Consider the following 26,443-nt stretch of genomic DNA (forward strand, 5'->3'; position numbering starts at 1 on the left):
ACTCATCCTATTTACAAGTTTAATTAATCTGAATCATTCACTTTGATTTGAAGCAAAAAATAATTAATAGTGGTGTGATAGATTTCACGTTGTGGCGGTAAGGGGCTTCTGGTATATTTACATCCCGTCCAGAAGAAATCCATTTTCCCTCATTCAACCAATTTCAGGTTAAACATGACGACAAATTACATTTTTGTTACTGGCGGGGTTGTATCCTCTCTAGGTAAAGGTATTGCAGCAGCATCTCTTGCAGCTATTCTTGAAGCTCGTGGTCTTAAAGTGACTATGATGAAGCTTGACCCTTACATCAACGTTGACCCAGGCACTATGAGCCCAACTCAACACGGTGAAGTGTTTGTAACAGAAGACGGCGCAGAGACAGACCTTGACCTTGGTCACTACGAGCGTTTCATTCGCACTAAGATGACTAAGCGTAATAACTTTACAGCAGGTCGTGTTTACTCAGACGTTCTAGCTAAAGAGCGTCGTGGTGACTACCTAGGTGCAACTATCCAAGTTATCCCTCACATCACAAACGCAATCAAAGACCGCGTGATCAATGGTTCTCAAGGCCATGACGTAGCGATCGTGGAAGTTGGTGGTACGGTAGGTGATATCGAGTCACTACCATTTATGGAAGCGATTCGTCAGCTAGCGGTTGAAATCGGCCGTGAACGCGCAATGTTCATGCACCTGACTCTAGTTCCTTACCTTGCAGCAGCAGGTGAAGTGAAAACTAAACCGACTCAGCACTCTGTAAAAGAGCTGCTATCAATCGGTATCCAACCAGATATCCTAGTTTGCCGCTCAGATCGTATGATCCCAGCGAACGAGCGTAAGAAGATTGCGCTATTCTGTAACGTTCCTGAGAAAGCGGTAATCTCAATGAAGGACGTAGATTCAATCTACAAGATCCCTCAACTTATCAAGTCTCAAGGTCTAGACGACCTAGTTTGTGCACGTTTCGGTATCAACGCACCTGAAGCGGACCTTTCTGAGTGGGAACAAGTAATCTACGAAGAAGCGAACCCAACGGGCGAAGTAACTATCGGTATGGTCGGTAAATACATCGAACTACCAGATGCTTACAAGTCAGTAAACGAAGCATTAAAACACGCAGGCTTGAAAAACCGTCTAAGCGTCACTATTAAGTATGTAGACTCTCAAGATGTAGAGACTAAAGGTACTGAAGTTCTAGAAGGTCTAGACGCAATCCTAGTACCGGGTGGCTTTGGTGACCGTGGTATTGAAGGTAAGATCCTTGCTGCACAATACGCACGTGAAAACAAAGTTCCTTACCTTGGTATCTGTCTAGGTATGCAAGTGGCGTTGATCGAATACGCGCGTAACGTTGCGGGTATGGAAGGCGCACACTCAACAGAATTTAACAAAGACACTAAGTACCCAGTAGTTGGTCTAATCACTGAGTGGGTTGATGCTGAAGGTAAAGTTGAAGAACGTACTGAATCATCAGATCTAGGCGGTACAATGCGTCTTGGTTCACAGCTATGTCACCTAGAAAAAGGTACTAAAGCTCGTGAACTATACGGTAACGCGACGATTCACGAACGTCACCGTCACCGTTACGAAGTGAACAACAACCTTCGTCCGCAAATCGAGAAAGCAGGTCTGAAAGTATCAGGTCTATCTGCGGACAAGAAACTAGTGGAAATGATTGAGAACCCAGCTCACCCATGGTTTGTAGCGGCTCAGTTCCACCCAGAGTTCACTTCGACTCCTCGCGATGGTCACCCATTGTTTGCAGGTTTCGTAAAAGCTGCGGGAGAAAACTCGCGCGGTGAATTGAAGTAAGAAGTAAAAAGGATACGGGCAGTTGCGAAGGTTTGCGACTGCCCTTTAATTTCGACATTTATATTTATACGAGAGGAAACATTAATGTCTAAGATCGTTAAAGTTCTAGGTCGTGAAATCATCGACTCACGTGGTAACCCAACTGTTGAAGCTGAAGTACACCTAGAAGGCGGTTTCGTTGGTATGGCAGCAGCTCCATCAGGCGCTTCTACTGGTTCACGCGAAGCTCTTGAGCTACGTGACGGTGACAAATCACGTTTCCTAGGTAAAGGTGTTCTTAAAGCTATTGAAGCTGTAAACGGTCCAATCGCTGAAGCTCTAGTTGGTAAAGACGCTAAAGACCAAGCTGCAATCGACGCAGTGATGATCGAACTAGACGGTACTGAAAACAAATCTAAATTCGGTGCTAACGCTATCCTAGCGGTTTCTCTAGCAAACGCTAAAGCAGCAGCTGCTGCTAAAGGCATGCCTCTATACGAGCACATCGCTGAACTAAACGGTACTGCTGGTCAGTTCTCTATGCCTCTACCAATGATGAACATCATCAACGGTGGTGAGCACGCTGACAACAACGTTGACATCCAAGAGTTCATGATCCAACCAGTTGGTGCTAAGACTCTTAAAGAAGCTCTACGTATCGGTGCAGAAGTATTCCACAACCTAGCTAAAGTTCTTAAGTCTAAAGGCTACAGCACTGCAGTTGGTGACGAAGGTGGTTTCGCTCCAAACCTTAAGTCTAACGCTGAAGCTCTAGAAGTTATCGCAGAAGCTGTTGCAGCTGCTGGTTACGAACTAGGTAAAGACGTTACTCTAGCTATGGACTGTGCAGCATCTGAGTTCTTCGACAAAGAAGCTGGCATCTACAACATGAAAGGCGAAGGTAAAACTTTCACTTCTGAAGAGTTCAACCACTACCTAGCTGACCTAGCTAGCAAGTTCCCAATCGTTTCTATCGAAGATGGTCTAGACGAGTCTGATTGGGCTGGTTTCGCACACCAAACTCAACTTCTAGGTGACAAGCTTCAACTAGTTGGTGACGACCTATTCGTTACTAACACTAAGATCCTAGCTGAAGGTATCGAGAAAGGCATCGCTAACTCTATCCTTATCAAGTTCAACCAAATCGGTTCTCTAACTGAGACTCTAGCTGCAATCAAGATGGCTAAAGACGCAGGTTACACAGCTGTAATCTCTCACCGTTCAGGCGAAACTGAAGATGCAACTATCGCTGACCTAGCGGTAGGTACTGCTGCAGGTCAAATCAAGACTGGTTCTATGAGCCGTTCTGACCGTGTTGCTAAGTACAACCAACTTATCCGTATCGAGGAAGCTCTAGGTGAGCGCGCTCCTTTCAACGGTCTTAAAGAAGTTAAAGGTCAAGCTTAATCATAAGCTTAGCTAAATAGCTTTTTAGAAAGGCTCCACTTCGGTGGGGCCTTTTGCTTTTTTCGAGACCGAGAATCGGGAACGCTGCGCTTTGAGAGGCGGGAACGGCTTCGCCTTACGGAACGCTTACGCTCGAGATGCGGGAACAGGCTTCGCCCTACGGAACGCTGCGCTTGCGGAATACGGAATAGGCTTTGTCTTACTTAGCGCTAGCGTTAAGTTTGTCATTCCATAGAGTGCGTTAGCTTGAGTAGGGAATCTTGTCTTTGGTGGAGATTAATATAGATCCCCAATTCGCTCATACCTCGCTTTTGAAGGTGTTAAGGTTTGAGGCTCACTATCAATGACTAAAAACCATTGACTCAACTTGTTCTCTAAAAGACAAAATATCCCGCATCCCGCATCCCGCATCCCGCATCCCGCATCCCGCATCCTCGCTTCAACCCTGCGTTTTTCCATCTCTTCGCGAATTGCGGCGCCTTTAAAGCCATCAGCGATGATCTCTTGTACTTGCACGCTTAAACCGGCTTGATAGGCAGCTTCGAAAATCGCTTTTTGTGGATAGTCGATATGCTCAAGACCTTTGCGACCCAGATGATCGGCCATACAGCAGAGCAAGATATCATTAAGGCGCTCTGGTTTACGCCACACGTCGAATTTGTTGAGGATCTTTAGCTTGGTGGCAGGTTTTAGTTCCGCCGCTCGGTGAATGTTAGAGTGCTGCTCACACACCATTAACGCGAGATCTCGGTAGTCGTTAGGTACTCGTACGCGCTCACATAGCGCTTTGATAATTTTTAGCCCAGTATGGCAGTGCATTTTGTGGCTTGGCCACTCGCTTGGTGGTGTAACACCTTTACCCAAATCGTGCATTTGCGCGGCAAATCTTACCGTAGTCGATTCAGAAAGTAGTGAGGCTTGTTTCGCCACCATTAAGGTATGAACACCAGTATCGATCTCTGGGTGCCACTTCTCAGGCTGCGGTACGCCAAATAGACGGTCAATTTCCGGTAATACCACTTTGAGTGCACCGCATTTGCGCAATACCGCAAGGAACACTTGCGGATCTCGAGTTGATAGTGATTTATGCCATTCTTGCCACACGCGTTCAGCGGTAAGATGTTCGAGTTCTCCATCCGCAACAATTTGAGCCATTAATGTCATGGTTTCTGGTGCGACGCTAAAGCCGAGATGTGCGAGTTTAGCGGCAAAGCGGGCGACACGAAGTACGCGGAGTGGGTCTTCAACAAATGCCTCTGAAACATGCCTTAGCACGCGATTGTCTAAGTCTTGCTGACCATGATAAGGGTCAATGATGTTGCCTTGCTCATCTTGTGCCATTGCGTTGATAGTCAAATCGCGGCGCATAAGGTCCTCTTCCAATGTGACATCGGGAGCAAAATGGCATTGAAAGCCTGTGTAACCGGCACCCGTTTTGCGCTCAGTTCGCGCCAGCGCATGCTCTTGTTTACTTTTTGGATGGAGGAATACTGGAAAGTCTTTACCGACTGCCGTGTAACCAGCAGCCAGCATTTGCTCTGGGGTTGCCCCTACGACTACCCAGTCTTGGTCATACACTGCCAGATTAAGCAGTTGATCGCGCACCGCACCACCCACAAGATATTTTTGCACGTTGTTCTCACTAACTATCATCATTGCCTATTGCAGTAGGCAATGGTACTTTCGTTACCAATAAATTCCCAGCGACTAGTTACATGTATAACCATCATTTCGGATTTGTTGAGTTACCTTTTTCTATTGTACCTAACTCACGTTTTCTCTATTTAAGTCAGCGCCATAAAGAAGCGATTCATCACCTACAAGCTGGGTTGGGTGACGGTGGTGGTTTTGCCATGCTGACAGGAGAAGTGGGTACCGGAAAAACCACCGTTTCGAAAGCGATGATAAAAGCTTTGGATGCGTCCCCCCAGATTGGCTCAATTCTCAACCCAACATTTTCCAGTTTAGAGCTACTGCAAGCGATCTGCGATGAGTTTAACTTAGCCTATGATGAGCAGGCTTCTATCAAACAGCTGACAGACCATATTAAACATTTCCTACTAGAGAGTTATCGCAGCGGGAAACAGACTCTAGTTATTATTGATGAAGCTCAGCACCTTTCAGCAGAAGTGTTAGAGCAGCTTCGTCTGTTGACCAACTTAGAGACCGAACAAAGAAAGTTGCTTAAGGTGCTATTGATTGGCCAGCCTGAATTGCAACAAAAGCTGCAAATGCCGCAATTGCGTCAGCTTGCTCAGCGTATTACTGGTCGCTACCATTTGCTGCCTTTAGATAGTAGTGAAACCGCGAAATATATTCAGTTTCGTTTGCAGCTTGCTGGTGGCAATAGTGAGCTGTTTTCTGCTAAATCGCTTAAGTTGATTGCAGAGGCTACCCAAGGTATTCCGCGCTTAGTGAACTTGGTGTGTGATGCTGCTTTAAAGCGTGCGTATCAATTGGGTGAACTTGCGCCGAGTTTGCAATCTGTCAGCGCAGCATGCCAAGAGGTGATGAGTTTTCAGCCTTCTTTCTCGCAGCACTTAAATCAAGCGAGACCTACGAGCCGCAAACTGAGTTACGTACTTTCTACTGTATTGGGGTTGGCTGCTGCCGGAGCAAGTTGGTGGTATCTACCGAGCTATCTTGCTGCACCTATACAAGCGCAATTGGCGCAAAGTTATCCAGAGCAGCCAAAGGTAGTTGAGCGCAAAGAGGTGTTTCCTGCTGAGTTAGCGAGCTTACTACGTCAGCCTAACACGTTGGCAGAGAGCATGAGTGAGCTTTACTATGTTTGGGGTTACCGCGCTTCAGTTGTCGATCAAATGTGTGAGAGTACTGAGCGGTCGAAGTTCGATTGTAGTGTGCAGCAAGGGAGCTTAGAGCAACTACTAGAGCGCAATCTACCGGTTGTATTGAGCTTGGATTTTGCAGGCGAGCCGCGTTTTGCTGTGCTTTATCGAGCAACTGAAGAAAGAGTGCAGCTATTGATTGATAGTGAACGTGTCGAGTTTGATCGACGTTGGTTGAGCGATATTTGGCATGGAGAGTATCACTTTATTTGGCAGCGGTTATGGCAGCAAACCCTTAAACCGGGTATGAGTGGTTCTTCAGTCACGCACTTAGATAGCGCGTTATCTAAGTTACTTGAGTTACCGGTTTCGACTAATGCAACTTATGGTGATGATCTAAAACACAAAGTGAGTTTATTTCAGCGCTGGCAAGGTTTGAATGTTGATGGCATTGCCGGAGAAAATACCTTGAGACGATTAGAACTCTTGGCACAAAGTGATAATGCACCGCATTTGACGGTTTTGGAGGGCATCTAATGGCGAATTTAATTCAATCGTTAGAAGAGTCACAACAAGGTTATCAAGTGCATCATTCTAATGCTGTACCGTTTTATTCAAATCAGCAAAGTAAGCCTAAGAGCTCGTGGGGCAAGCATTTGCTGCTATTTGCTTTGCCAGTGGTAACCGCATCGTTAGTGACCAGCGGGCTTACTTACCTTGAGATGCGTGATGCGTGGTTGGCGAGCAATCAAGGTGGTGTTGAAGTTATTGAGTTTTCTAAGCCAATTCTGACCTTAAATTATCCTGATGTGGGTGCGCTGCAAGATACCTATCTTCCTCCAGCAGAACCTGTAATCACAGTGGCATCTGCCCCTGAACCCACCCCGGTTCCGGTGAGCAAACAAACGGGCGCAAGTTCACCGCAGGTTAGTGATGTTAGTGAATCAGATGATTTGCTGCAGGGAATTGATTTTTCCACTTTGTCACCCGATGTCGCGCAATTGCTGCAATCGGCAATGAGCTCGGATCTGCCTAGTGAAGAAGCTGACAACGCCCTCGCGCAGTCGCAGTTAACCAGTGATGCGAATCTTTGGACTGGGCGACTCCCTGCGCTTAACTTTCAGACTCATGTTTATTCGTCAAACCCAAGCAAGCGTTGGGTGAAAGTGAACAACGGTGAATATCAAGAGGGGAGCTGGTTGGCTGACGGCGTGAAATTGGTGGCGATCGAGCCACAAGTTTGTGTGATTGAGTTTGAGCAGCAGCGCATTGAGATCCCAGCGCTGTATGATTGGCAAGGTTAGCGACAAAAGCAATAAGGTCACCATAGGTGACCTTATTTGTATTTGGTTAAGCCCAGCCTGCTGGAGAGCGGCGCTTACGAGGAATAATATGTGGCAAGATCAAACCAAGCAGTAGACCGATACCAGCAACACCACCACCATAGGTAAAGTATTTCAGTAACAGATCATCTTTTTGCGTATCAAGCTTGGCACGTAGGTTACGTACTTCCGTTTGAGATGCCGTCAGTTGTTGACTCATTTCAGCATAGCTTTTCTCTAGCTCAGAGATTTGGCTATTGCGGTTTTCCAGTGAATCAACTAACCCCGCTTTTTCTTTGTTTGCGTTCTCGTTAGCATTCGCCAACTTCGATTTTACTTCTGCCAACTCTTTTTCTAGACGTGGCAAGCGCGTTGTCATGCTCTCTTGAGCGGTGATCAGATTGGTAGAGACCCAGCCTTTACGACCACGATCATCAGCCACTTGGCTGTAGCCAGTTTCTTTGTTAGTTGAGAGTAGCGTTACTTTTTCACCTGCATTGACACTGCCAATGATACGGTATTGGTTACTCGGACCAGAGTGCATGTAGGTAAATAGATTATCAGAGATATAGCGATCTTTAGCCATTGCAGAAGGCGCTGCAATGATACAAGCAAAGATCATTAGAACCAGTTTTTTCACGGTAAATCCTTTAACAGTCGTCAAGCTTTCAGGGAAGGGTAAACCCCGAGGAGCAAATAGTAAGAACTTTCTATTTAGGGTGCAACAAAGAAGGGAGGCTAAGCCTCCCTTTCTGCGTGTTTGAGTCAATAATGACAGTCAGCTTACATTTCGCTGACCTATATTTGATTAACCAAACGAGGCTTGGATCGCATAGAAGAAGACAACCGCAAGTAGAGCACCTGCTGGCAGAGTCACAATCCAAGATGCAACGATGTTACGTACAACGCCAAGGTTAAGTGCTGCGATACCACGAGCAAAACCAACACCTAGAACCGCACCAACTAGGGTTTGCGTAGTTGAGATTGGTAGACCGGTACCAGATGCTAGTACTACTGTACATGCTGTTGCTAGCTGCGCTGCAAAGCCACGGCTTGGTGTTAGTTCTGTAATACCAGTACCAACAGTCGCCATTACTTTGTGACCTAGTGTTGCTAGACCAACAACGATACCAAAACCACCTAGCGGTAGAATCCACCATGCGATAGTGCTTTTCGCTGTTACTTCACCTAGGTGTTCAACAGTAGATACAACTGCAGATAGTGGACCAATCGCGTTTGCTACGTCGTTTGAACCGTGAGCAAATGCCATCGCACACGCTGTAATTACCATTAGTACGCTGAAGATACCTTCTACGCCAGAGAAACCGTGGTCGTCTTCACGATCAGCAAATTTCTTCTGAATGTAGATGTAACCACCTACCATTACTAGAGCTGATACGCCAGCTGCCCACATCCAAGCTTCAGTGTTGCTTAGGTGTAGACCGACGTGTTTTAGACCTTTCTTGATGGTTACTAGTGCAATCACCATAGTAGTGATGAACATGTAAACTGGTACAAAACGCTTAGCGTTAAATAGTGGTTTCTCTGTATCGAATATCAGTCGCTGTGCACTGACGAAAATGACGTAAGCAAAGAAGCCAGAGATAACAGGAGTGATGATCCAGCTACCTACGATACCTTGAACACTGCTCCAATCGACTGCTTCAGTACCAACAGAAACACACGCAAAACCGATGATTGCACCGATGATAGAGTGAGTAGTTGATACTGGCCAGCCCATGTACGATGCTAGTAGTAGCCATGAACCTGCAGCAAGAAGCGCAGACATCATACCGTAAACAAGCACGTCTGGTTGGTCGGCAAATAGAGATGTCTCGATAACACCTTTACGGATAGTATCGGTTACTTCACCGCCAGCAAGATAAGCACCAGCAAATTCGAAAATCATCGCAATGATGATTGCTTGTTTTACAGTCAGAGCTTTTGAGCCTACTGATGTACCCATAGCATTGGCTACATCGTTTGCACCAATACCTACAGCCATCATAAAACCAAAAATAGCTGCAACAATAATCAGGACAGTGCCATAGTTCGCAAGGATATCCATCGTAATACCTAGTTGTTTGTAATAAGCGGAGCCAAATTTTAAACACGAGAAAACCCCTTAAGCGTCGAGATATTCATCGCCTAACTGGGGTGTATTTAAAATCTGCTCGTTATTGAGTTAACTTACATTTATGAGCGGGAAAGCATCACTTCTAATCGAGCACCTACACGCTGTGCTTGATCGGCAATACCGCCTACCCATTCTAAAATCTTGTACAGGAACATCACGTCGATTGGATTCAGATCTTGTTCAATCGCCATCAATTGTTGACGAAGTTGGATCTGCATCGCATCGGTGTCATCTTCGATCTTGTCTAACTCATTGATCATTTCAGCTACAAGGGTAACTTCACGACCTTTGAATCCGGTCTCCAACAGTTCATCTAACTCACTGATCACTTTCTGCGCTTGCTGAGCTGCGTCTAGGCAACGTTTAACGTAAGCGATGAAGTTCTCTTGAAGAGGAGCTGGAATGGCGAGTTGGCGACCATAAACGCGACCTGCGATATCTTTTGCAAGGTTTGCGAGTTTGTCTTGTTGCGTCAGCAGTTCTAGCATGTCGCTACGATCTACTGGCATAAACAAACCTCGAGGAAGCTTGATGCGAATTTCGCGCTTGAGTACGTCCGCTTCTTTCTCTAGATGAGAAATTTGTGCACGAATTTCGGCTGCTTTTTCCCAATCACCCTGAGCACAAACTTCGAAGAAGTTGACTAGGTGGGAGCAACATTCGTTAACGCACACTACGTGACGCTGCAAAGGTTTAATAGGGGACTTTGCAAATAACCCCATAATTGTATTTACTGGCATGGTCATTCAACCTACTAAATATAACCCATAAGTAACAATACACCCTTTACGGGCGAAATGTTGTGCGATGGCTATAAAGGCGCGCATGGTAACGCATTAAATCCATCATTAAAACTGTTTTAGATCATCAATTGAGCGATATTTCACTCTTGCCGAGTGGGAAATATAGCAATATCCTGTCTCTATCTGCTTTGAAAGGTATAACTATGGAAACCGAGATAGAACTGAAGTTTTTTGTTTCTCCAGATTTTTCAGAAACTTTACGTCAAAAAATTTCTGAAGCAAAGATACTTCAGCATAGCTGTCGTGAGCTGGGTAACACTTATTTTGATACACCAGACAATTGGCTCAGACAGCATGATATTGGTCTGCGAATTCGTCGTTTCGATGAGGTTTATGTTCAAACGGTAAAAACCGCTGGGCGTGTCGTGGCTGGGTTACATCAGCGTCCTGAATACAATGCTGAGCATACAGGTAATGAACCTGATTTATCTTTGCACCCAGGTGATATTTGGCCAATGGGGAAAGATGTCGAAACTCTGCAAGCGGAACTTGCGCCTCTATTTTCGACCAACTTCACACGTGAGCAATGGTTAATTGCGATGGCGGATGGTAGCCAAGTGGAAGTGGCGTTTGACCAAGGTGAGGTGATTTCTGGTGAAGATCGCGATGCAATTTGCGAGGTTGAGCTGGAGCTGAAATCAGGTCAAACCGATGCGCTGTTTACTTTGGCGCGCAGTCTGAGTGATAACGGCGGTATGCGTTTAGGTAACTTGAGCAAAGCGGCACGCGGCTATCGCTTGGCTCTGGGTTATGATGGCGATGAAGTTAAGGCGATGGACTTGGTGGCAACCGATAAAAACGACACCGTTGAGTCTTGCCTCATTACTTCGCTTGAGCATGCCTTGTCTCACTGGCACTACCATGAGCAAATCTACTCTGAGCGTGAGTCGATAGATGCACTGCATGAGATCAAAAACTCGATTAGCTTTATCCGCCAGACGCTGACGATTTACGGTGACATCGTGCCGCGTAAAGCCAGTGCATTAATTCGCCAAGAGCTCAAGTGGCTAGAGCAAGATCTTGAGTGGATTAAGCAGTACGACTATCTCGATGATCTTTTAGAAGACAAAGGTCATGCGCTACGCAAACTGGACGCACGTAAGTTCTTAATTAAAGAGCTTTCAGAACTGCAGCAAGAATTGCCGTCACGTGAAGAAATGTTGGCACAGTTTAATTCTGCTCGTTATACCGCGTTATTGTTAGATTTGAGCCGTTGGATTTTGACTCGCGGTTGGCAGCCTTTCTTAGATGACAAATCTCGTCAAGCGATGGCTCAGTCGATTCAACCATTCTCGGTTGTGCAGCTTGAGCGTACTTGGCATGAACTGATGGAAGCGTTTCCACCAGAAAAAGTCATGAATCCGAGTGATTATATTGAGCAGCAATACCGCTTGATGCGTAACCTGTATACCGGAGTCGGTTTTGCTAGCTTATATGACGCTGAGGAGCGTAATAGCTTCCGTCTACCTTGGGCTGACTTGCTGCAAGGTATTGATGACTTGCTGACTTTAAAACCTCTTGAGAAGATGGTTGATAGTTTGCAAGATGATGAACGCGAGCAGCTTGAGCGCTGGCTATTTCGTCAAGAAACTTCGATTTTGCATGCTATGGAGCAAACTCGAGTTATCTGTATTGAAGCTGAGCCATATTGGCAAGAGTAGTGAAATGCTAATCGAAAAAAAGAGAGCCATCGGCTCTCTTTTTATCTTTTAAGTTTCTTCATTCGATGGCTTGCTATTGGGCGTAGAAGAGGGCGAGCCGTGTTGCAACTTATCGATATCTCGACTCATTTTTCGCTCGAGCTTTTCTAAGCGCTGCAAGATCACTTGTTGCTGCTCAAGTAAGATCAACATCTGCTTTTCTTTTTGCTCAGCCTTTAAAGTTTGCATCTTGCTCGGTGAGGTAATTACGGAAGTAATTAAGCCCGAAATCATACCAAATAAGCCCACCCCGCAGAGAATAACCGCTGCGGCAATGATTTTGCCTAGCTCGGTTACTGGGTAATGATCGCCATACCCCACTGTTGAAATAGTAACTAACGCCCACCATAAGGCATCAGCACCGCTGGTTATATTGGCATCCGGTGAGTGACCTTCAACAAACAACATCAGGCTAGAACCCAGCGTGAGTAGAACCACTAAAAGCAGCAATATCGAGGCAATAGTGGTTTCTTTACGGTTGCTGAGTACCTGTTTGACAATACTGCGGCTAGAGCGGATCACTAAAATCACCCGCAAAATATGAAAAATCCGCGCAAAGCGCAATGGCTCGATCATTGGCACACTGGCAATGAAATCTATCCAATGTTTTTTCAGAAAATGCTTCTTGTTTGCGGACCGGATCAAATCAATCGTTAGTTGTAGAAGAAAAATGCTGCATATAATGAAATCCAAGCCGATAAGTATTTGACGTGTTTCAGCCTCAATTGGGAAAAACAACAAGGCTGAGATCACAAATAGCGCCATAAATGAGAGAATTAGTGACAATAAGCTCATCGGCTTAGTGTCGTCTTTGATATCATTTCTATTCATACGAGGCTCGAAATAAATATGGGTGCTAGTACTGAAGTAGTATTTTTTTGCGGAGAGAACTTTAAGCCGCTGTAGAAAGCATATATGACTTAGTGGAGAACTAAAATGACGACAATGGCATTTAAGCCATGGGAGCGAGTGATTACGGATATTCGCCTCGTTCCCAAGATGGCCATGCTGATGGTGTTCAGTACCTTACTGATCGTCGGCAAGCAATTATGGGACGCCGAAACGTTCTACGAATCTCTTTTCGCTGCAACGGGCAACGCCGCTGTTGCTCGAGAGCATTATGAAGCCTACTTGGTAGACGTTGTATGGCAGACCATTGGTTTAATTGGTGTTTTCGTTTGTGTTCTTCTCTTCGCTGCGCGCGTTATGCTGCGTCAAACTCAGTACCTTAATATTGCCATTAAACGAATGGCAAGCGGTGATCTCAGTACCCCGATCCGTCTTGAGTGTCGCGATGAATATGGTGATGTGGCGCGTGAGCTAGAAAAAACGCGCGCTCAGCTACAAGATTTGATCAAAACTCAACTGCACTCCTCGCAAGAACTGGCGGGTCTGACTGAAGTGATGACCATGAGTATGTCAGAAACTAAAGAGTCGGCGCAGGAAGAGTTCCAAGAGATCGATCAGCTTGCCACGGCAATGAGTGAGATGACCTCCACGGTACAAACCGTGGCAGATCATGCGCAAAGTGCCTCATCACTGACTGAAAGCGCGTCAACGCAAGCGGTCACGGGTCAGCGTTTCGTTCAAGACACTGTGGGCAAGATCAGTGAACTATCACAAGATATTGCCGCATCAGCGCAAGCGGTAAACCAAGTTGAAGAAAGTGTTGATCAGATTGGTAGTGTGGTTGGTACGATTCAAGGCATTTCAGAACAAACTAACTTGCTAGCCCTAAACGCAGCTATTGAAGCAGCGCGTGCTGGCGAAGCCGGTCGAGGCTTTGCGGTGGTCGCTGATGAAGTGCGTAACCTTGCCCAGCGCACTCAACAAGCGACAGTAGAAATTCAAGAGATGATTTCTCAACTACAATCGAGTGCAACCAGCGCGGTTGAGTTGATGGAAAAGAGCGTAGTGGAAGCGGCAGAAGGGGTTGATCTGGTCACCAATGCTGGTAATGAGCTCAATGGCATCGTGATACAAGTGACGCAAATTAATGACATGAATTTCCAGATCGCGACAGCGGCAGGGCAGCAAAGTAGCGTTGCTGAGGAAATGAATCAAAACCTGACCAATGTACGTGAGCTGGTGGAAGCTTCGGTGACAGTTGTCAGTGAGCTGCTTGAAACCTCTGAAATTATGCAGAAAAATGCGGAAGAATTGGATAAGAAGATCGCCTCATTCAAAGTGTGATCTCACAGAGTGAACCAATAAACGCCTGCGAACACTTCGCAGGCGTTTTTTATTGCCTAAATTTTGTTATAACTAACGTTAATATCCAGCGTTACTTTGCGGGTATTGTGTTGTTTTAAAATGATTTGCTTCTGCGGGCAAATTAATCGCTTGATTTAACAAGGACGAACCATGCCGCTGCCTTTACCTCTCTCCCCTGTTTTGCAATCCGCTCTGGCGAACTTAGAACCATTCCAGTTACAGCAACATTGGCCTGAAGATATTTATCAGCAACTTGAGCGTGTAGCTGGGCTGAGTCAATTTGTGGTTGAGGTGCTAGCAAAAGACGAGCGACTGCGTAACGAATTACCAGAAATGCTCGCGCAGCAGCAGCGTTATTCAGGCTATCGAGCGGAATTGGCAACTCAGTTAACGAAGTGCCTTGATGAGACGAGTGGTCAGCGAGTATTGAGACAGTTTCGTAACCGCGAAATGGCTTACATAGCTTGGCGCGATTTTTGTGGCAGTTGGACGCTGGAAGAAAGCTTAGAGCATGTTTCTCAGCTAGCCGAAGCGATGATTTTTGAAACTTATCAATGGCAATACAAAGCATGTTGTGAGCTGTGGGGCACACCTTGTAATGAACAAGGTGAAGCTCAGCCAATGCTGATCATCGGGATGGGCAAATTGGGCGGTGGTGAACTCAATTTCTCATCGGATATCGATCTTATATTTACCTACCCAGAGAACGGCGAAACACAAGGTGCACGCCGTAGCATTGCCAACGCGCAATTCTTTACTCGACTGGGACAGCGCATTATCAAAGCGCTCGATCAGCAAACCTTTGATGGTTTCTGTTATCGCGTCGATATGCGTATTCGTCCGTTTGGCGACAGTGGTCCGTTGGTAATGAGTTACGCGGCACTGGAAGATTACTACCAAGAGCAGGGGCGTGATTGGGAGCGCTACGCGATGATCAAAGCGCGCGTGATGGGGCGTGAGATGTACCCGGAATACCAAGAGCTACGCCAAATGCTGCGTCCATTTGTTTTCCGTCGTTATATCGATTTCAGTGCCATTCAATCACTGCGTCGTATGAAATCGATGATCAGTAGTGAAGTGCGTCGTCGTGGGTTGAGTAACAATATTAAGCTGGGTGCAGGCGGGATCCGTGAAGTTGAATTTATCGCGCAAGTGTTCCAGCTTATCCGTGGAGGACGCGAGCCAAGTCTGCGTCAACGTGGCTTGCTGGTCACTTTAGCGGCGATAGAAGAGCTTGAGTTATTAAGTTCGCAAGAAGTGACACATTTACGCGATGCATACAAGTTCTTACGCCGCCTAGAAAACTTATTGCAAGCCATGGCAGATAAACAAACCCAAACGTTACCTGATGGTGAAATAGAGCAATTACAACTTGCTGTGGCGATGGGTTACCAAGATTGGCCACAGTTGCTTGAGCAAGTGCAGTTCAATATGGCAAACGTGCATGCGGTGTTTACCAATTTGATTGGTGATGATGAAGAAGAGCAAAGCGAAGTAGCCAAACATTTTAACGAGCTCTGGGATATGGCGCAGCACAGTGATGTGATTGAGAGCATTTTAACCAATGATATCCAAGCGGCTGAACCGGAGAAGATGGCGCAAACCATCATCACCTTCAAACAAGATTTGGCAAAGAAAACGCTCGGACCACGCGGTCGAGAAGTGCTAAACCGTTTGATGCCGAAAATGTTCCAAGCCATTTTTGCTCATAAAGATGCTGAATTTGGTTTGCCGCGTGTACTGCATCTGCTGCATCGAATTGTGACTCGTACTACCTATTTAGAGCTTCTGGATGAGCACGGTGCCGCGTTGACTCAACTGGTACGCCTTTGTACGGCAAGCCCGATGATTTCTGAGCAGCTAGGTCGTTACCCAATTCTGCTTGATGAGCTGATTGACCCACAGCATCTGTACAACCCAATTCCGCTTGAGTCATATCGTACCGAGTTGCGTGATTATCTTGCTCGTATCCCAGAAGACGATATGGAGCAGCAGATGGAAGCGCTACGCCAATTTAAGCAAATCTGCATCTTGCGTATTGCCGCTGCGGATATCGCGGGCGTGTTGCCAGTGATGAAAGTGAGTGATCACTTAACTTATCTGTCTGAGGCGATTGTTGAGTGTGTCGTCAATCAAGCGTGGCTACAAATGGTGGCAAAATATGGTCAGCCTAATCACCTTAAAGATCGCGAAGGTAAAGGGTTTGCTGTCGTTGGCTACGGCAAAGTCGGTGGTTGGGAGCTTGGCTACAATTCCGATTTAGACATCGTATTTATGCATGACTGCCCAGTAAGTGCCTACACAGACGGTAAGAAAGATATTGATGGTCGCCAGTTCTACTTGCGACTTGCCCAGCGCATTATTCATATTTTCTCCACCCGCACCGCATCAGGGATTTTGTACGAAGTGGACACTCGCTTACGTCCATCGGGCGCATCAGGTTTATTGGTTAGCCCAACTGATGCATTTGATGAGTATCAACGTACCGAAGCGTGGACATGGGAGCATCAAGCCTTAGTTCGCGCGCGTATGATCTATGGCGATGAGCCGCTCCAGCGAGCCTTCCATGAGATCCGCCATGCGATCTTGTGTCTGCCGCGTGAAACTGCAGAATTGAAAAAACAAGTGGTTGATATGCGCATTAAAATGCGCGATCACTTAGGTGGCAAGAAAGCGGGACGCTTTATGCTCAAACAAGACCTCGGAGGCATTACTGATATTGAGTTTCTTGCCCAGTATTTGGTGCTGAACTATAGCCATGATAAACCGAAACTTACCCGCTGGTCTGACAATGTGCGAATCTTCGAATCTCTTATTGCACAAGGGATCATGGATGAGCAGCAAGCTTTGGCGGTGACCAATGCTTACACATCCATGCGCGATCAGATTCATCATCGTAATTTGTTGAACCTAGATGCCGATGTTGCTGACGATAAATTTACTCAGCAGCGAGAAATGGTGGTCGAGGTTTGGAATCAATGGCTAAGCTAGTGGTATAGAGTAAAGGTAAAGGTTTTGACGGCTGAAACGCTATGATAAACTTTGCCGAGAATTAAATAGTGGAGTTCAATGATGAAACCAATCCTACCTGACTACAGTCAAGCAGGTGTACTGATTATTGGTGACGTAATGCTAGACCGTTACTGGTCCGGTCCAACTGGTCGTATTTCGCCAGAAGCACCAGTACCAGTAGTGAAAGTAGAAAACAACGAAGAGCGTCCTGGCGGTGCGGCGAACGTAGCAATGAACATTGCTTCGCTAGGTGGACATGCGCATATCGTTGGTTTAACAGGGATTGATGAACCGGCTAAAGTGCTGAATGAGACACTATCAGCACTGAAAGTGAAATGTGATTTTGTTTCACTGCCTAACCTACCAACTATTACTAAGCTACGTGTGTTAAGCCGTGGTCAGCAACTGATTCGTTTGGATTTTGAAGAACCATTTGAAGGGGTTGATCCTGAACCGATTTTAGATCGCATGGACCAAGCGCTGCCAAAAGTGCAAGCTGTGGTGCTGTCTGATTACGCAAAAGGCGCGCTTGAACACGTACAGATGTTTATTCAAAAAGCACGTGCGGCAAATGTACCTGTGTTTATTGATCCAAAAGGCGCTGACTTTGAGCGTTACCGTGGTGCGACATTGCTAACTCCAAACATGGCTGAATTTGAACATGTGGTTGGTAAGGTTAAATCTGAACAAGATCTGATTGAGAAAGCGCTTGGCTTGATTGAGCAGTTCGACTTTGAAGCGCTACTTGTTACTCGCAGTGAAAACGGTATGACGCTGATTCGCCGTGGTCAGGAACCATTCCACCTACCAACGCAAGCGAAGGAAGTCTTCGATGTAACAGGTGCGGGTGATACGGTAATTTCTGTCTTGGCAGCATCGGTTTCAGCTGGTAAACCGCTTGACCAAGCTTGTGCGCTAGCCAACGCAGCTGCAGGTGTGGTTGTTGGTAAGCTGGGTACCTCAACGCTGTCTACCATTGAGTTGGCGGAAGCGATTCACGGCAGTCACGATACAGACTTTGGTGTGATTTCAGAAGCGGCTCTGATTGAAGCGGTGAAAAAAGCGCAATCACGTGGTGAGAAAGTTGTGATGACCAATGGCTGCTTTGATATTTTGCATGCCGGTCACGTGTCATATCTAAACCATGCTGCAGAGCTTGGCGATCGCCTTATTGTGGCGGTAAACACAGATGAGTCGGTTAAACGCCTTAAAGGTCCTGGTCGTCCAGTTAACCCAACTGATCGCCGTATGGCGGTGTTAGCGGGTCTTGGCGTGGTGGATTGGGTGGTGCCATTTGGTGAAGATACTCCACAACGCTTGATCGCAGAAGTGTTGCCAGACTTATTGGTTAAAGGTGGTGATTACAAACCAGAAGAGATTGCTGGTGGTAAAGAAGTGATTGCCAATGGCGGCGAAGTGAAAGTACTTAACTTTGAAGATGGCTGCTCAACCAGTGAGATCATCAACGCGATTAAAGGCGGCAAAGGTTAATTTGACCACGCCAAGCTAATCAGCAATATAAACGCTCATCTTTGATGGGCGTTTTTTTGTGCGCGATGCTTACAGAAAAAGAAAAAGGAGCCGATTGGCTCCTTTTACTATTTAATTGGCAGAAGAATTAGTCTTCTAGCTCACCACAGAAGCGGTAACCTTCACCGTGAATCGTTGCGATGATTTCAGGTGTACCAGACACTGACTCGAAGTGCTTACGGATGCGACGAATCGTTACGTCAACAGTACGGTCATGTGGCTTAAGCTCGCGACCTGTCATTTTCTTCAGAAGATCCGCACGAGTTTGGATCTTACCTGGGTTCTCACAGAAGTGCAGTAGGGCACGGAACTCTGAACGAGGTAGCTTGTAGCTATCACCATCAGGGCTCACTAGAGAGCGGCTGTTGATGTCTAGAACCCAACCGTTGAACTGGTATTTCTCAACGCTACGTTTTTCCTCTTGAACTGAGCTAGAGTTCATAGAGCGGTTTAGTAGGTTGCGTGCACGAATAGTCAGTTCACGTGGGTTAAATGGCTTAGTGATGTAGTCATCAGCGCCAATTTCCAGGCCAAGGATTTTATCGACTTCGTTGTCGCGACCTGTTAGGAACATAAGTGCCACGTTAGCTTGTTCACGTAGTTCACGAGCTAGCAATAAACCATTCTTGCCTGGTAGGTTGATATCCATGATCACCAAGTTGATTTGACTTTCAGTCAAAATCTGGTGCATCTCTTCACCGTCACTGGCTTCGAATACAGCGTATCCCTCTGCTTCAAAAATACTCTTTAGAGTGTTACGAGTTACTTGCTCATCTTCAACAATAAGAATCTGCGGGGTTTGCATTGGCGTTACCTAAACTTGTGAAAAAAATGTGCTAATAGAATAAATACTAGGCAAAAACATTACTTACAGGTAATTGATTTTGACAATAAACCAAAGACTATAAAAAAACTTTCTTTACATGCCCGCCATCCTTGGTGTTACTTTCTTTCAGAAGAGGTTCCTTATCCTCATTCATACTATTAGGCGTTTGATTCGGATTTTATAGAGTTAACAGCATGCTAACAATGCTCAAATGTTAATTCCATTCACTTTGTTGATTTATATCAAGAGATTCTTTGTAACAGATATTAATGGTAAATGACAGTTGTAAAATTATTGGTAATATGATGATTGATGCTCATTTTTGGCAAGCTTACTGTGATCCATACTTCAAATTTGAAAATACAATTCCAACTGGCGATTTTGTGATTGTTACGGCGAATAATCCGGCTAGCCAGAGGTTATCAGATCACGAAAACCTTTTAAGAAATAGTCGCTTGCAGTGTGATCTCGCGCTTTATAAATATTCTCAAGTGCTGGTTGGAAATGGCGATTTTTCATGGTCTGAAATCAGCTTTGCAAGTGTGATCTCCGTGACACTAGCTATTGAGCTTGGGCGAAAATATCAGCAGAATGCTATCTACTTTGTTCAAGATGAACAGATCAATTTGTTATCTTGCCTGCCGGATAGAACAAAAATCAACCTAGGGGAATGGCGTTATAGGATCAGATAAGGAATTCAATTTAAGTTCATGGAGGAAGACATGAGAGACATAACACCTGATATTTGTGACAAATTTGAACGTCACGTTAATTACGTAAATTTACCACTAAGTAACTTTGGTCAAAGAACGGCATTTTGGGGAGAAATTGTGACGGTACGCTGTTACCACGATAACTCTAAAGTGCGTGAAGTACTCGGACAAGATGGACGAGGCAAAGTGCTGTTTGTGGATGGTAATGGCTCGTGTCAACGAGCGCTGCTTGGTGATCAACTTGCAATTTTGGCGATCGAGAATCATTGGGAAGGGATCATTATTAATGGTGCCATTCGTGATGCTGCAATGATCGCGCAAATGGATATCGGTGTTCAAGCACTCGGGACTTGCCCTTTGAAAACGGAAAAGCGCGGGGTTGGAGAAGTGAATGTGATGCTGACCATTCACAATCAGATGATTCAACCGGGGCATTATGTTTACGCTGACTGGAATGGCGTGCTGACTTCGAGCGAACTTCTTAACTGGGATTAGATTGGCTAAAAGCGAAAGCCAATTCCAACTTCGAACCCTTGTTGCCACTCTTGATAATCGAGAGTGGCATGCAAATCGAGCTGTTCAGTCAGATGAACTCGGCTAGAGACTTCAGCGGCAATACCACTTTCTTGACCTTTAGGTGCGTCTTGATCGGTATATGAGTGCAACGAGCTTTTGACTGAGAGGCGCGGGGAAACCTGATAGCTTAGCCCACTTAGAAACCCACTTTCTTTTTTATCATCAAGGCGTGTCCCTACATAAACATCCACTTTATCAAATAAGTTGTAGGCGTATCCGCTATCGATGGTCCAAGAATCAAAGCTATGCTGATTACTGTCAGTCGAGAGAAATAATTTGTGTGGCGAGTCTTTTTCTGCGAATTGCAGTTTAGGCAGATCGGCAGCGGTCACCCCGCAACTTAGGAGGGTGAGAACTAGGCTAATTATTTTTTTCATAAGCCACCTCAATCCATTGGGTAAGATCAATCTTTCCACTGCATGGACAATTAAAGCATAAAACTCAATGCCTATCCGCGTTTTTTAACTAAATGAGATCAAAACTGCTATATGTGTATTGTTTTTATTCGCTCTCGGCTTGTTAAAGTCGCGAATGCGCCTGAATTGTCGCCTTAAAAAACAAACTTTTCGTTGACTAAATGTTGGGAAATAGGTTAAACGTAGAGGTAAGCAAACACATTGAAGTATTTATTGATGCAACTTAACAGCCAAAATGTAATGACCACCACCATTATTATTACCGACACTACGCGCGTTGGGGCAGGCTGCTAAGCGTAAAAAATTCAAAAAAAGGCCTGTATCCCAAACGGTACAGGCCTTTTTTTATACCAATTTATCGAGAATTCGGAGGAAGGGATGCGAGTTTTAAAATTTGGCGGATCGTCACTGGCAGATGCAGATCGCTTTTTAAGAGCGGCAGATATTATTGCCAACAATGCACAGCAAGAAGAAGTTGCGGTTGTACTATCAGCACCGGGTAAGACAACCAATAAACTGGTTGCAGTGATTGATGCGGCTTTAAAAGGCAGTGACGCCGAATTGCAAATTGCCGAAATCGAAGATCTATTTCGTGGTCTACTAGCGGAAGTTCAACAGTCAGTGCCGAACTTAGACGCGAGCGGCTACAACCATCAAGTGAAAAGCTCACTGACTCAGCTCCGTCAGTTCGTCAATGGCATCAGCTTGTTGGGTATGTGCCCAGATAACGTGAACGCACGCATTATCAGTAAGGGGGAGCGCGTGTCGATTCAATTAATGAAGGCAGTACTAGAAGCCAAAGGTCAGCCAGCAAGCTTGATTGACCCGGTTGAATACTTGCTTGCGCGCGGTGATCACCTTGAAGCTATGGTCGATGTTGAAATTTCGACAGACAACTTCCGCGCCAAGCCGCTACCACAAGGTCACGTTAATATCATGCCGGGCTTTACTGCCGGTAATGCAAAAGGTGAACTTGTAACCTTGGGTCGCAATGGCTCTGACTATTCAGCCGCTGTTCTGGCTGCGTGTCTGCGCGCTGAGTGCTGCGAAATTTGGACTGACGTAGATGGCGTCTACAACTGCGATCCACGTTTAGTGGATGATGCTCGTCTACTTAAATCACTAAGCTACCAAGAGGCGATGGAGCTGTCTTACTTCGGCGCTTCAGTATTGCATCCAAAAACCATCGCGCCGATTGCTCAATTTCATATCCCATGTCTGATCAAAAACAGCTTTAACCCACAGGGCGCGGGGACGTTGATCGGTCAAGATACTGGTGAAGATAAGCTGGCGATCAAAGGCATTACGACCTTAAGCGATCTCACTATGGTTAACGTTTCTGGTCCGGGCATGAAAGGCATGGTTGGCATGGCAAGCCGCGTATTTGGCGCGATGTCATCTGCAGGCGTTTCAATTGTTCTTATCACCCAATCGTCTTCTGAATACAGCATCAGTTTCTGTATCGAAGCGGCAGATAAAGCGCTGGCTGAGCAAGCTCTGAAAGATGCGTTTGAGCTAGAACTCAAAGACGGTCTACTTGAGCCGGTTGAGTACATTGATGATGTCGCTATCGTCACGCTGGTTGGTGATGGTATGCGCACTTCTCGCGGCGTTGCTTCTCAGTTCTTTGCTTCGTTGGCGGAAGTGAACGTCAATATTGTCGCTATCGCTCAGGGCTCATCAGAGCGTGCAATCTCAGCGGTTATTCCAGAAGATAAAATTTCAGAAGCTATCAAAGCATGTCACGAGAACTTGTTTAACTCTAAGCATTTTCTTGATGTGTTTGTAGTTGGTGTTGGTGGTGTTGGTGGCGAACTGGTTGATCAGATCCAACGTCAGCAGGCTAAGTTGGCTGAGAAAGGCATTGTGCTACGAGTATGTGGCTTAGCAAACAGTAAAGGTGTGCTGCTTGATGGACACGGCTTACCGTTAGAACATTGGCGCGATCGTCTAAACGGTGCGTCAGAAGCCTTTAGTTTGGCAAGCCTTAAGTCTTTGGTTCAGCGCAATCATATCATTAACCCTGTCTTGGTTGATTGTACGTCAAGTGAAGCTATTGCTGAGCAATATGCCGATTTTCTCGCGGCTGGTTTCCATGTTGTTACTCCAAACAAAAAAGCCAATACCGCGAGCATGGCTTACTACCATCAGTTACGTAACGTAGCTCGTAGCTCGCGTCGTAAATTGATGTATGAAACAACGGTAGGTGCGGGTCTGCCTGTGATTGAAAACCTGCAAAACCTTATCTCAGCCGGTGATGAACTTGAGCGTTTTACAGGTATTTTGTCAGGTTCACTTTCTTACATCTTTGGTAAGTTAGATGAAGGCATGACGCTTAGCCAAGCGACTAATATCGCCAAAGATAATGGCTTTACCGAGCCAGACCCTCGTGATGATCTATCGGGTATGGACGTGGCTCGTAAGCTGCTTATTCTTGCTCGTGAAGCAGGCATGTCGCTGGAATTAGAAGACGTTGTGGTCGATCAAGCATTGCCACCAGGTTTTGATGATTCAGGCAGCATTGATGAATTTATGCAGCGTCTCCCAGAAGCCGATGCTTATTTCCAAGAGCAAGTTGCTAAGGCGCGTGAGCAGGGTAAAGTGCTGCGCTATGTCGGTGAAATCGTCGATGGTCAATGCCGCGTAAGCATTGCTGCTGTCGATGAAAATGACCCAATGTTCAAGATCAAAGATGGCGAAAATGCGCTCGCATTCTACAGCCGTTACTACAATCCAATTCCATTGGTATTACGTGGTTACGGCGCGGGTACTGAAGTAACAGCAGCAGGTGTTTTTGCTGATGTGATGCGTACTCTTGGCTGGAAATTGGGGGTATAACCATGGCTCGTGGTATGGATGTAGTGGTTTATGCTCCGGCATCAATTGGTAACGTGAGTGTTGGTTTTGATGTGTTAGGTGCCGCGGTGTCTCCTATTGATGGCACCTTGCTCGGTGACCGCGTGTTAGTAAGCCAAGGTGATGACGCGTTTACGCTTAGCACTGCGGGCAATTTTGTTTCTAAACTGCCGACAGACCCGAAAGAGAACATTGTTTACGATTGTTGGAGAGTGTTTGCTCGTGAACTCGATCGTAAAGGAGAGGCGTTATTGCCGGTGGCAATGACGCTTGAGAAAAACATGCCGATTGGTTCCGGACTAGGTTCCAGTGCCTGTTCAATTGTTGCTGCGTTGGATGCGTTAAACCGGTTTCATGGTCAGCCGTTAAGTGAGATGGAATTGCTCGCGTTGATGGGTGAGATGGAAGGGCAGATCTCTGGTGGCATTCATTATGATAACGTTGCCCCGTGCTACCTAGGTGGTTTGCAATTAATGCTGGAAGAGCTCGGTATTATTAGCCAAGAAGTGCCATGTTTTGATGAGTGGTACTGGGTGATGGCTTATCCGGGTATTAAGGTCTCAACTGCTGAAGCACGCTCGATTTTGCCATCGCAATATCGCCGTCAAGATGTGATTGCCCATGGACGCAACTTAGCGGGCTTTGTTCATGCGTGTCATTCTAATCAACCTGAACTTGCTGCAAAAATGATCAAAGACGTGATCGCAGAACCATATCGTGAGAAACTACTGCCTGGTTTTGCTGATGCGCGCAAGTATGCGACGTCAGCTGGAGCACTGGCAACGGGTATTTCAGGTAGTGGTCCAACACTATTTAGTATCTGTAAAGAGAAAGACATAGCTGAGCGTGTAGCTCGATGGCTCGAACAAAACTACGTACAAAATGAAGAGGGATTCGTTCATGTTTGTCGTCTAGATAAACAAGGTTCGAAAGTGACAGGAAGTGAGCTATGAAGCTGTACAACATAAAAGAAAATGATGAACAAGTATCCTTTGGTCAAGCTGTTCGCCAAGGGTTAGGACGCAACCAAGGTCTGTTTTTTCCATCGCAGTTACCAAAATTTGATGATGTAGATGCGCTGTTAGATGAAGATTTCATCGCGCGTAGTACCAAGATCCTATCCGCCTTGATTGGTGATGAGTTGGCGGGTGAGCAAGTCAACGCTATGGTTGACGCGGCATTTCAATTTCCAGCACCGATAAAATCAGTTAAGCCGGGGGTTTATGCCCTAGAGCTGTTCCATGGTCCAACGCTTGCGTTTAAAGACTTTGGTGGTCGCTTTATGGCGCAATCTTTAGCTGCGGTATCTAATGGCGGCAAAATCACCATTCTAACTGCGACTTCCGGTGATACTGGCGCGGCCGTGGCGCATGCTTTTTATGGCATGGAAGACATCAACGTAGTGATCCTTTACCCGAAAGGTAAAATTAGTCCGCTGCAAGAAAAGCTGTTCTGTACCCTAGGCAAGAATATCCATACTGTGGCGATTGATGGCGATTTTGATGCTTGTCAGGCGTTGGTAAAACAAGCTTTTGATGATGCTGCACTGCGTGAAGAAATTGGTCTTAACTCGGCGAACTCAATCAACATCAGCCGTTTAATGGCGCAGATTTGTTACTACTTTGAAGCGGCATCGCAGTTGACTAAGCAGCAACGTGAAAACCTCGTCGTTTCTGTCCCAAGCGGTAACTTCGGTAATCTAACCGCGGGTCTACTGGCGAAAGCGATGGGCTTACCGATTAAGCGCTTTATTGCCGCAACCAATGCTAACGATACAGTGCCTCGTTACCTAGAAACTGGTCAATGGGATCCTAAACCGACGGTGGCAACCACGTCTAACGCGATGGATGTCAGCCAGCCAAATAACTGGCCACGTATTGAAGAGCTTTGCCAATTAAAAGGTTGGGGTTTAGATACCTTGGGCAAAGGTGCGGTCACTGACGAGCAAAGCGCAGCATCAGTGCAGGAACTGCATCAGTTAGGCTATCTATGTGAGCCACACGGCGCGATTGCTTACCGAGTGTTAGAAGATCAACTCGCAGAAGGTGAAACAGGACTATTCCTATGTACCGCTCACCCAGCGAAATTCAAAGAAGTGGTGGATGATATTCTTGGTAGTGATATTGAACTACCGGGACCACTGGCAAAACACGCGGTGATGGAGCTTCTATCAGAAGATCTCGCCAATGATTTTGAAGCCTTGAAGCAAGTGCTGAGAAAAGTGCAGAAATAGCAAAAAGGTCGCGAAAGCGACCTTTTTTAATGGATGCGGGAATTGGGAACGCCAATAAATGGCCTACGGAGTATTCCGTAGTGAAGTTTTGCTAAGCTTTCCCGTAACTCCGCTAGGC

20 protein-coding genes and 1 other annotated feature are annotated in these 26,443 nt (G+C 46.0%); of the genes, 13 read left to right on the forward strand and 7 right to left on the reverse strand.

The window, feature by feature from the left end:
* The first annotated feature begins 174 nt into the window (after positions 1-174).
* Together DPF93_RS10420 and eno are read left to right on the forward strand one after the other, a co-directional pair.
* A complete protein-coding gene (locus tag DPF93_RS10420) occupies positions 175-1,812 on the forward strand; it encodes a CTP synthase (protein WP_114766115.1) in 1,638 nt (545 codons plus the stop codon).
* Positions 1,813-1,896: 84 nt separating this feature from the next.
* The gene (gene eno, locus DPF93_RS10425; protein WP_075708915.1) at positions 1,897-3,198 is read left to right on the forward strand and encodes a phosphopyruvate hydratase; all 1,302 of its coding nucleotides are present in this window, start codon (positions 1,897-1,899) and stop codon (positions 3,196-3,198) included.
* A gap of 276 nt (positions 3,199-3,474) precedes the next feature.
* Here the strand turns inward: eno and DPF93_RS10435 are convergent, their stop codons facing one another.
* Positions 3,475-4,830 carry a multifunctional CCA addition/repair protein gene (locus DPF93_RS10435; protein WP_114766199.1) on the reverse strand — a complete coding sequence of 452 codons (1,356 nt, stop codon included), beginning with the start codon at positions 4,828-4,830 and terminating at the stop codon, positions 3,475-3,477.
* Between the two features lie 83 nt (positions 4,831-4,913).
* Here DPF93_RS10435 and DPF93_RS10440 point away from each other — a divergent pair, with 83 nt between their 5' ends.
* Positions 4,914-6,524 (forward strand): ExeA family protein, encoded by a 1,611-nt coding sequence (locus tag DPF93_RS10440; protein WP_164675348.1) that lies wholly within the window; start codon positions 4,914-4,916, stop codon positions 6,522-6,524.
* Positions 6,524-7,291, forward strand: a complete 768-nt coding sequence (locus DPF93_RS10445) for a general secretion pathway protein GspB (protein ID WP_114766117.1) — start codon at positions 6,524-6,526, stop codon at positions 7,289-7,291. Before DPF93_RS10440 ends, DPF93_RS10445 begins: the two co-directional genes overlap by 1 nt.
* 46 nt (positions 7,292-7,337) lie before the next feature.
* On the opposite strand, the gene DPF93_RS10450 is transcribed toward DPF93_RS10445, so the two are convergent.
* The 3 genes from DPF93_RS10450 to DPF93_RS10460 all read right to left on the reverse strand — a co-directional run bounded on the left by DPF93_RS10450 (position 7,338) and on the right by DPF93_RS10460 (position 10,186).
* Positions 7,338-7,949, reverse strand: coding sequence for a TIGR04211 family SH3 domain-containing protein (locus DPF93_RS10450; protein ID WP_114766118.1), 612 nt, complete (start codon positions 7,947-7,949; stop codon positions 7,338-7,340).
* Between the two features lie 168 nt (positions 7,950-8,117).
* On the reverse strand, positions 8,118-9,377 hold the full coding sequence (locus DPF93_RS10455) for an inorganic phosphate transporter (RefSeq protein WP_114766119.1): 1,260 nt from the start codon (positions 9,375-9,377) through the stop codon (positions 8,118-8,120).
* A 128-nt stretch (positions 9,378-9,505) separates the two neighbouring features.
* Positions 9,506-10,186, reverse strand: a complete 681-nt coding sequence (locus DPF93_RS10460; protein ID WP_164675349.1) for a TIGR00153 family protein — start codon at positions 10,184-10,186, stop codon at positions 9,506-9,508.
* 206 nt (positions 10,187-10,392) lie between these two features.
* On the opposite strand from DPF93_RS10460, the gene DPF93_RS10465 reads away from it, so the two are divergent.
* A complete protein-coding gene (locus tag DPF93_RS10465; protein ID WP_114766121.1) occupies positions 10,393-11,910 on the forward strand; it encodes a CYTH and CHAD domain-containing protein in 1,518 nt (505 codons plus the stop codon).
* Between the two features lie 48 nt (positions 11,911-11,958).
* On the opposite strand, the gene DPF93_RS10470 is transcribed toward DPF93_RS10465, so the two are convergent.
* Positions 11,959-12,780 carry a potassium channel family protein gene (locus DPF93_RS10470; RefSeq protein WP_114766122.1) on the reverse strand — a complete coding sequence of 274 codons (822 nt, stop codon included), beginning with the start codon at positions 12,778-12,780 and terminating at the stop codon, positions 11,959-11,961.
* Between the two features lie 105 nt (positions 12,781-12,885).
* Between DPF93_RS10470 and DPF93_RS10475 the strand changes: the two genes are divergently transcribed.
* The 3 genes from DPF93_RS10475 (at position 12,886) to hldE (ending at position 18,666) form a co-directional block, all read left to right on the forward strand.
* Entirely contained in the window at positions 12,886-14,142 is a 1,257-nt protein-coding gene (locus DPF93_RS10475) for a methyl-accepting chemotaxis protein (RefSeq protein ID WP_114766123.1), read from the forward strand.
* Between the two features lie 171 nt (positions 14,143-14,313).
* Positions 14,314-17,154, forward strand: coding sequence for a bifunctional [glutamate--ammonia ligase]-adenylyl-L-tyrosine phosphorylase/[glutamate--ammonia-ligase] adenylyltransferase (gene glnE, locus DPF93_RS10480; protein WP_114766124.1), 2,841 nt, complete (start codon positions 14,314-14,316; stop codon positions 17,152-17,154).
* An 81-nt stretch (positions 17,155-17,235) separates the two neighbouring features.
* Entirely contained in the window at positions 17,236-18,666 is a 1,431-nt protein-coding gene (gene hldE / locus DPF93_RS10485; RefSeq protein WP_114766125.1) for a bifunctional D-glycero-beta-D-manno-heptose-7-phosphate kinase/D-glycero-beta-D-manno-heptose 1-phosphate adenylyltransferase HldE, read from the forward strand.
* Between the two features lie 127 nt (positions 18,667-18,793).
* Here hldE and arcA read toward each other — a convergent pair whose 3' ends face one another.
* Positions 18,794-19,510, reverse strand: coding sequence for a two-component system response regulator ArcA (gene arcA, locus DPF93_RS10490; RefSeq protein ID WP_075651371.1), 717 nt, complete (start codon positions 19,508-19,510; stop codon positions 18,794-18,796).
* Positions 19,511-19,800: 290 nt separating this feature from the next.
* On the opposite strand from arcA, the gene DPF93_RS10495 reads away from it, so the two are divergent.
* Positions 19,801-20,223: a DUF3293 domain-containing protein gene (locus tag DPF93_RS10495; RefSeq protein WP_244204708.1), complete on the forward strand. Its 423-nt coding sequence runs from the start codon at positions 19,801-19,803 to the stop codon at positions 20,221-20,223.
* Between the two features lie 30 nt (positions 20,224-20,253).
* Positions 20,254-20,739 (forward strand): putative 4-hydroxy-4-methyl-2-oxoglutarate aldolase, encoded by a 486-nt coding sequence (locus DPF93_RS10500; RefSeq protein ID WP_114766126.1) that lies wholly within the window; start codon positions 20,254-20,256, stop codon positions 20,737-20,739.
* Positions 20,740-20,744: 5 nt separating this feature from the next.
* Here the strand turns inward: DPF93_RS10500 and DPF93_RS10505 are convergent, their stop codons facing one another.
* Positions 20,745-21,197: a ribonuclease regulator gene (locus DPF93_RS10505; RefSeq protein WP_114766127.1), complete on the reverse strand. Its 453-nt coding sequence runs from the start codon at positions 21,195-21,197 to the stop codon at positions 20,745-20,747.
* Positions 21,198-21,465: 268 nt separating this feature from the next.
* Positions 21,466-21,584 (forward strand) — a sequence feature (Thr leader region).
* A gap of 30 nt (positions 21,585-21,614) precedes the next feature.
* On the opposite strand from DPF93_RS10505, the gene thrA reads away from it, so the two are divergent.
* The 3 genes from thrA to thrC are packed head-to-tail and all read left to right on the forward strand — an operon-like array spanning position 21,615 to position 26,325.
* Positions 21,615-24,074: a bifunctional aspartate kinase/homoserine dehydrogenase I gene (gene thrA / locus DPF93_RS10510; RefSeq protein ID WP_114766128.1), complete on the forward strand. Its 2,460-nt coding sequence runs from the start codon at positions 21,615-21,617 to the stop codon at positions 24,072-24,074.
* A 14-nt stretch (positions 24,075-24,088) separates the two neighbouring features.
* Positions 24,089-25,045 (forward strand): homoserine kinase, encoded by a 957-nt coding sequence (gene thrB, locus DPF93_RS10515; protein ID WP_114766202.1) that lies wholly within the window; start codon positions 24,089-24,091, stop codon positions 25,043-25,045.
* Positions 25,042-26,325 carry a threonine synthase gene (thrC, locus tag DPF93_RS10520; RefSeq protein WP_114766129.1) on the forward strand — a complete coding sequence of 428 codons (1,284 nt, stop codon included), beginning with the start codon at positions 25,042-25,044 and terminating at the stop codon, positions 26,323-26,325. The genes thrB and thrC overlap by 4 nt, the downstream gene beginning before the upstream one ends.
* The last annotated feature ends 118 nt before the right edge of the window (positions 26,326-26,443 follow it).

Source organism: Vibrio rhodolitus (assembly GCF_003350325.1).
In the GTDB taxonomy this organism is placed as follows: domain Bacteria; phylum Pseudomonadota; class Gammaproteobacteria; order Enterobacterales; family Vibrionaceae; genus Vibrio; species Vibrio rhodolitus.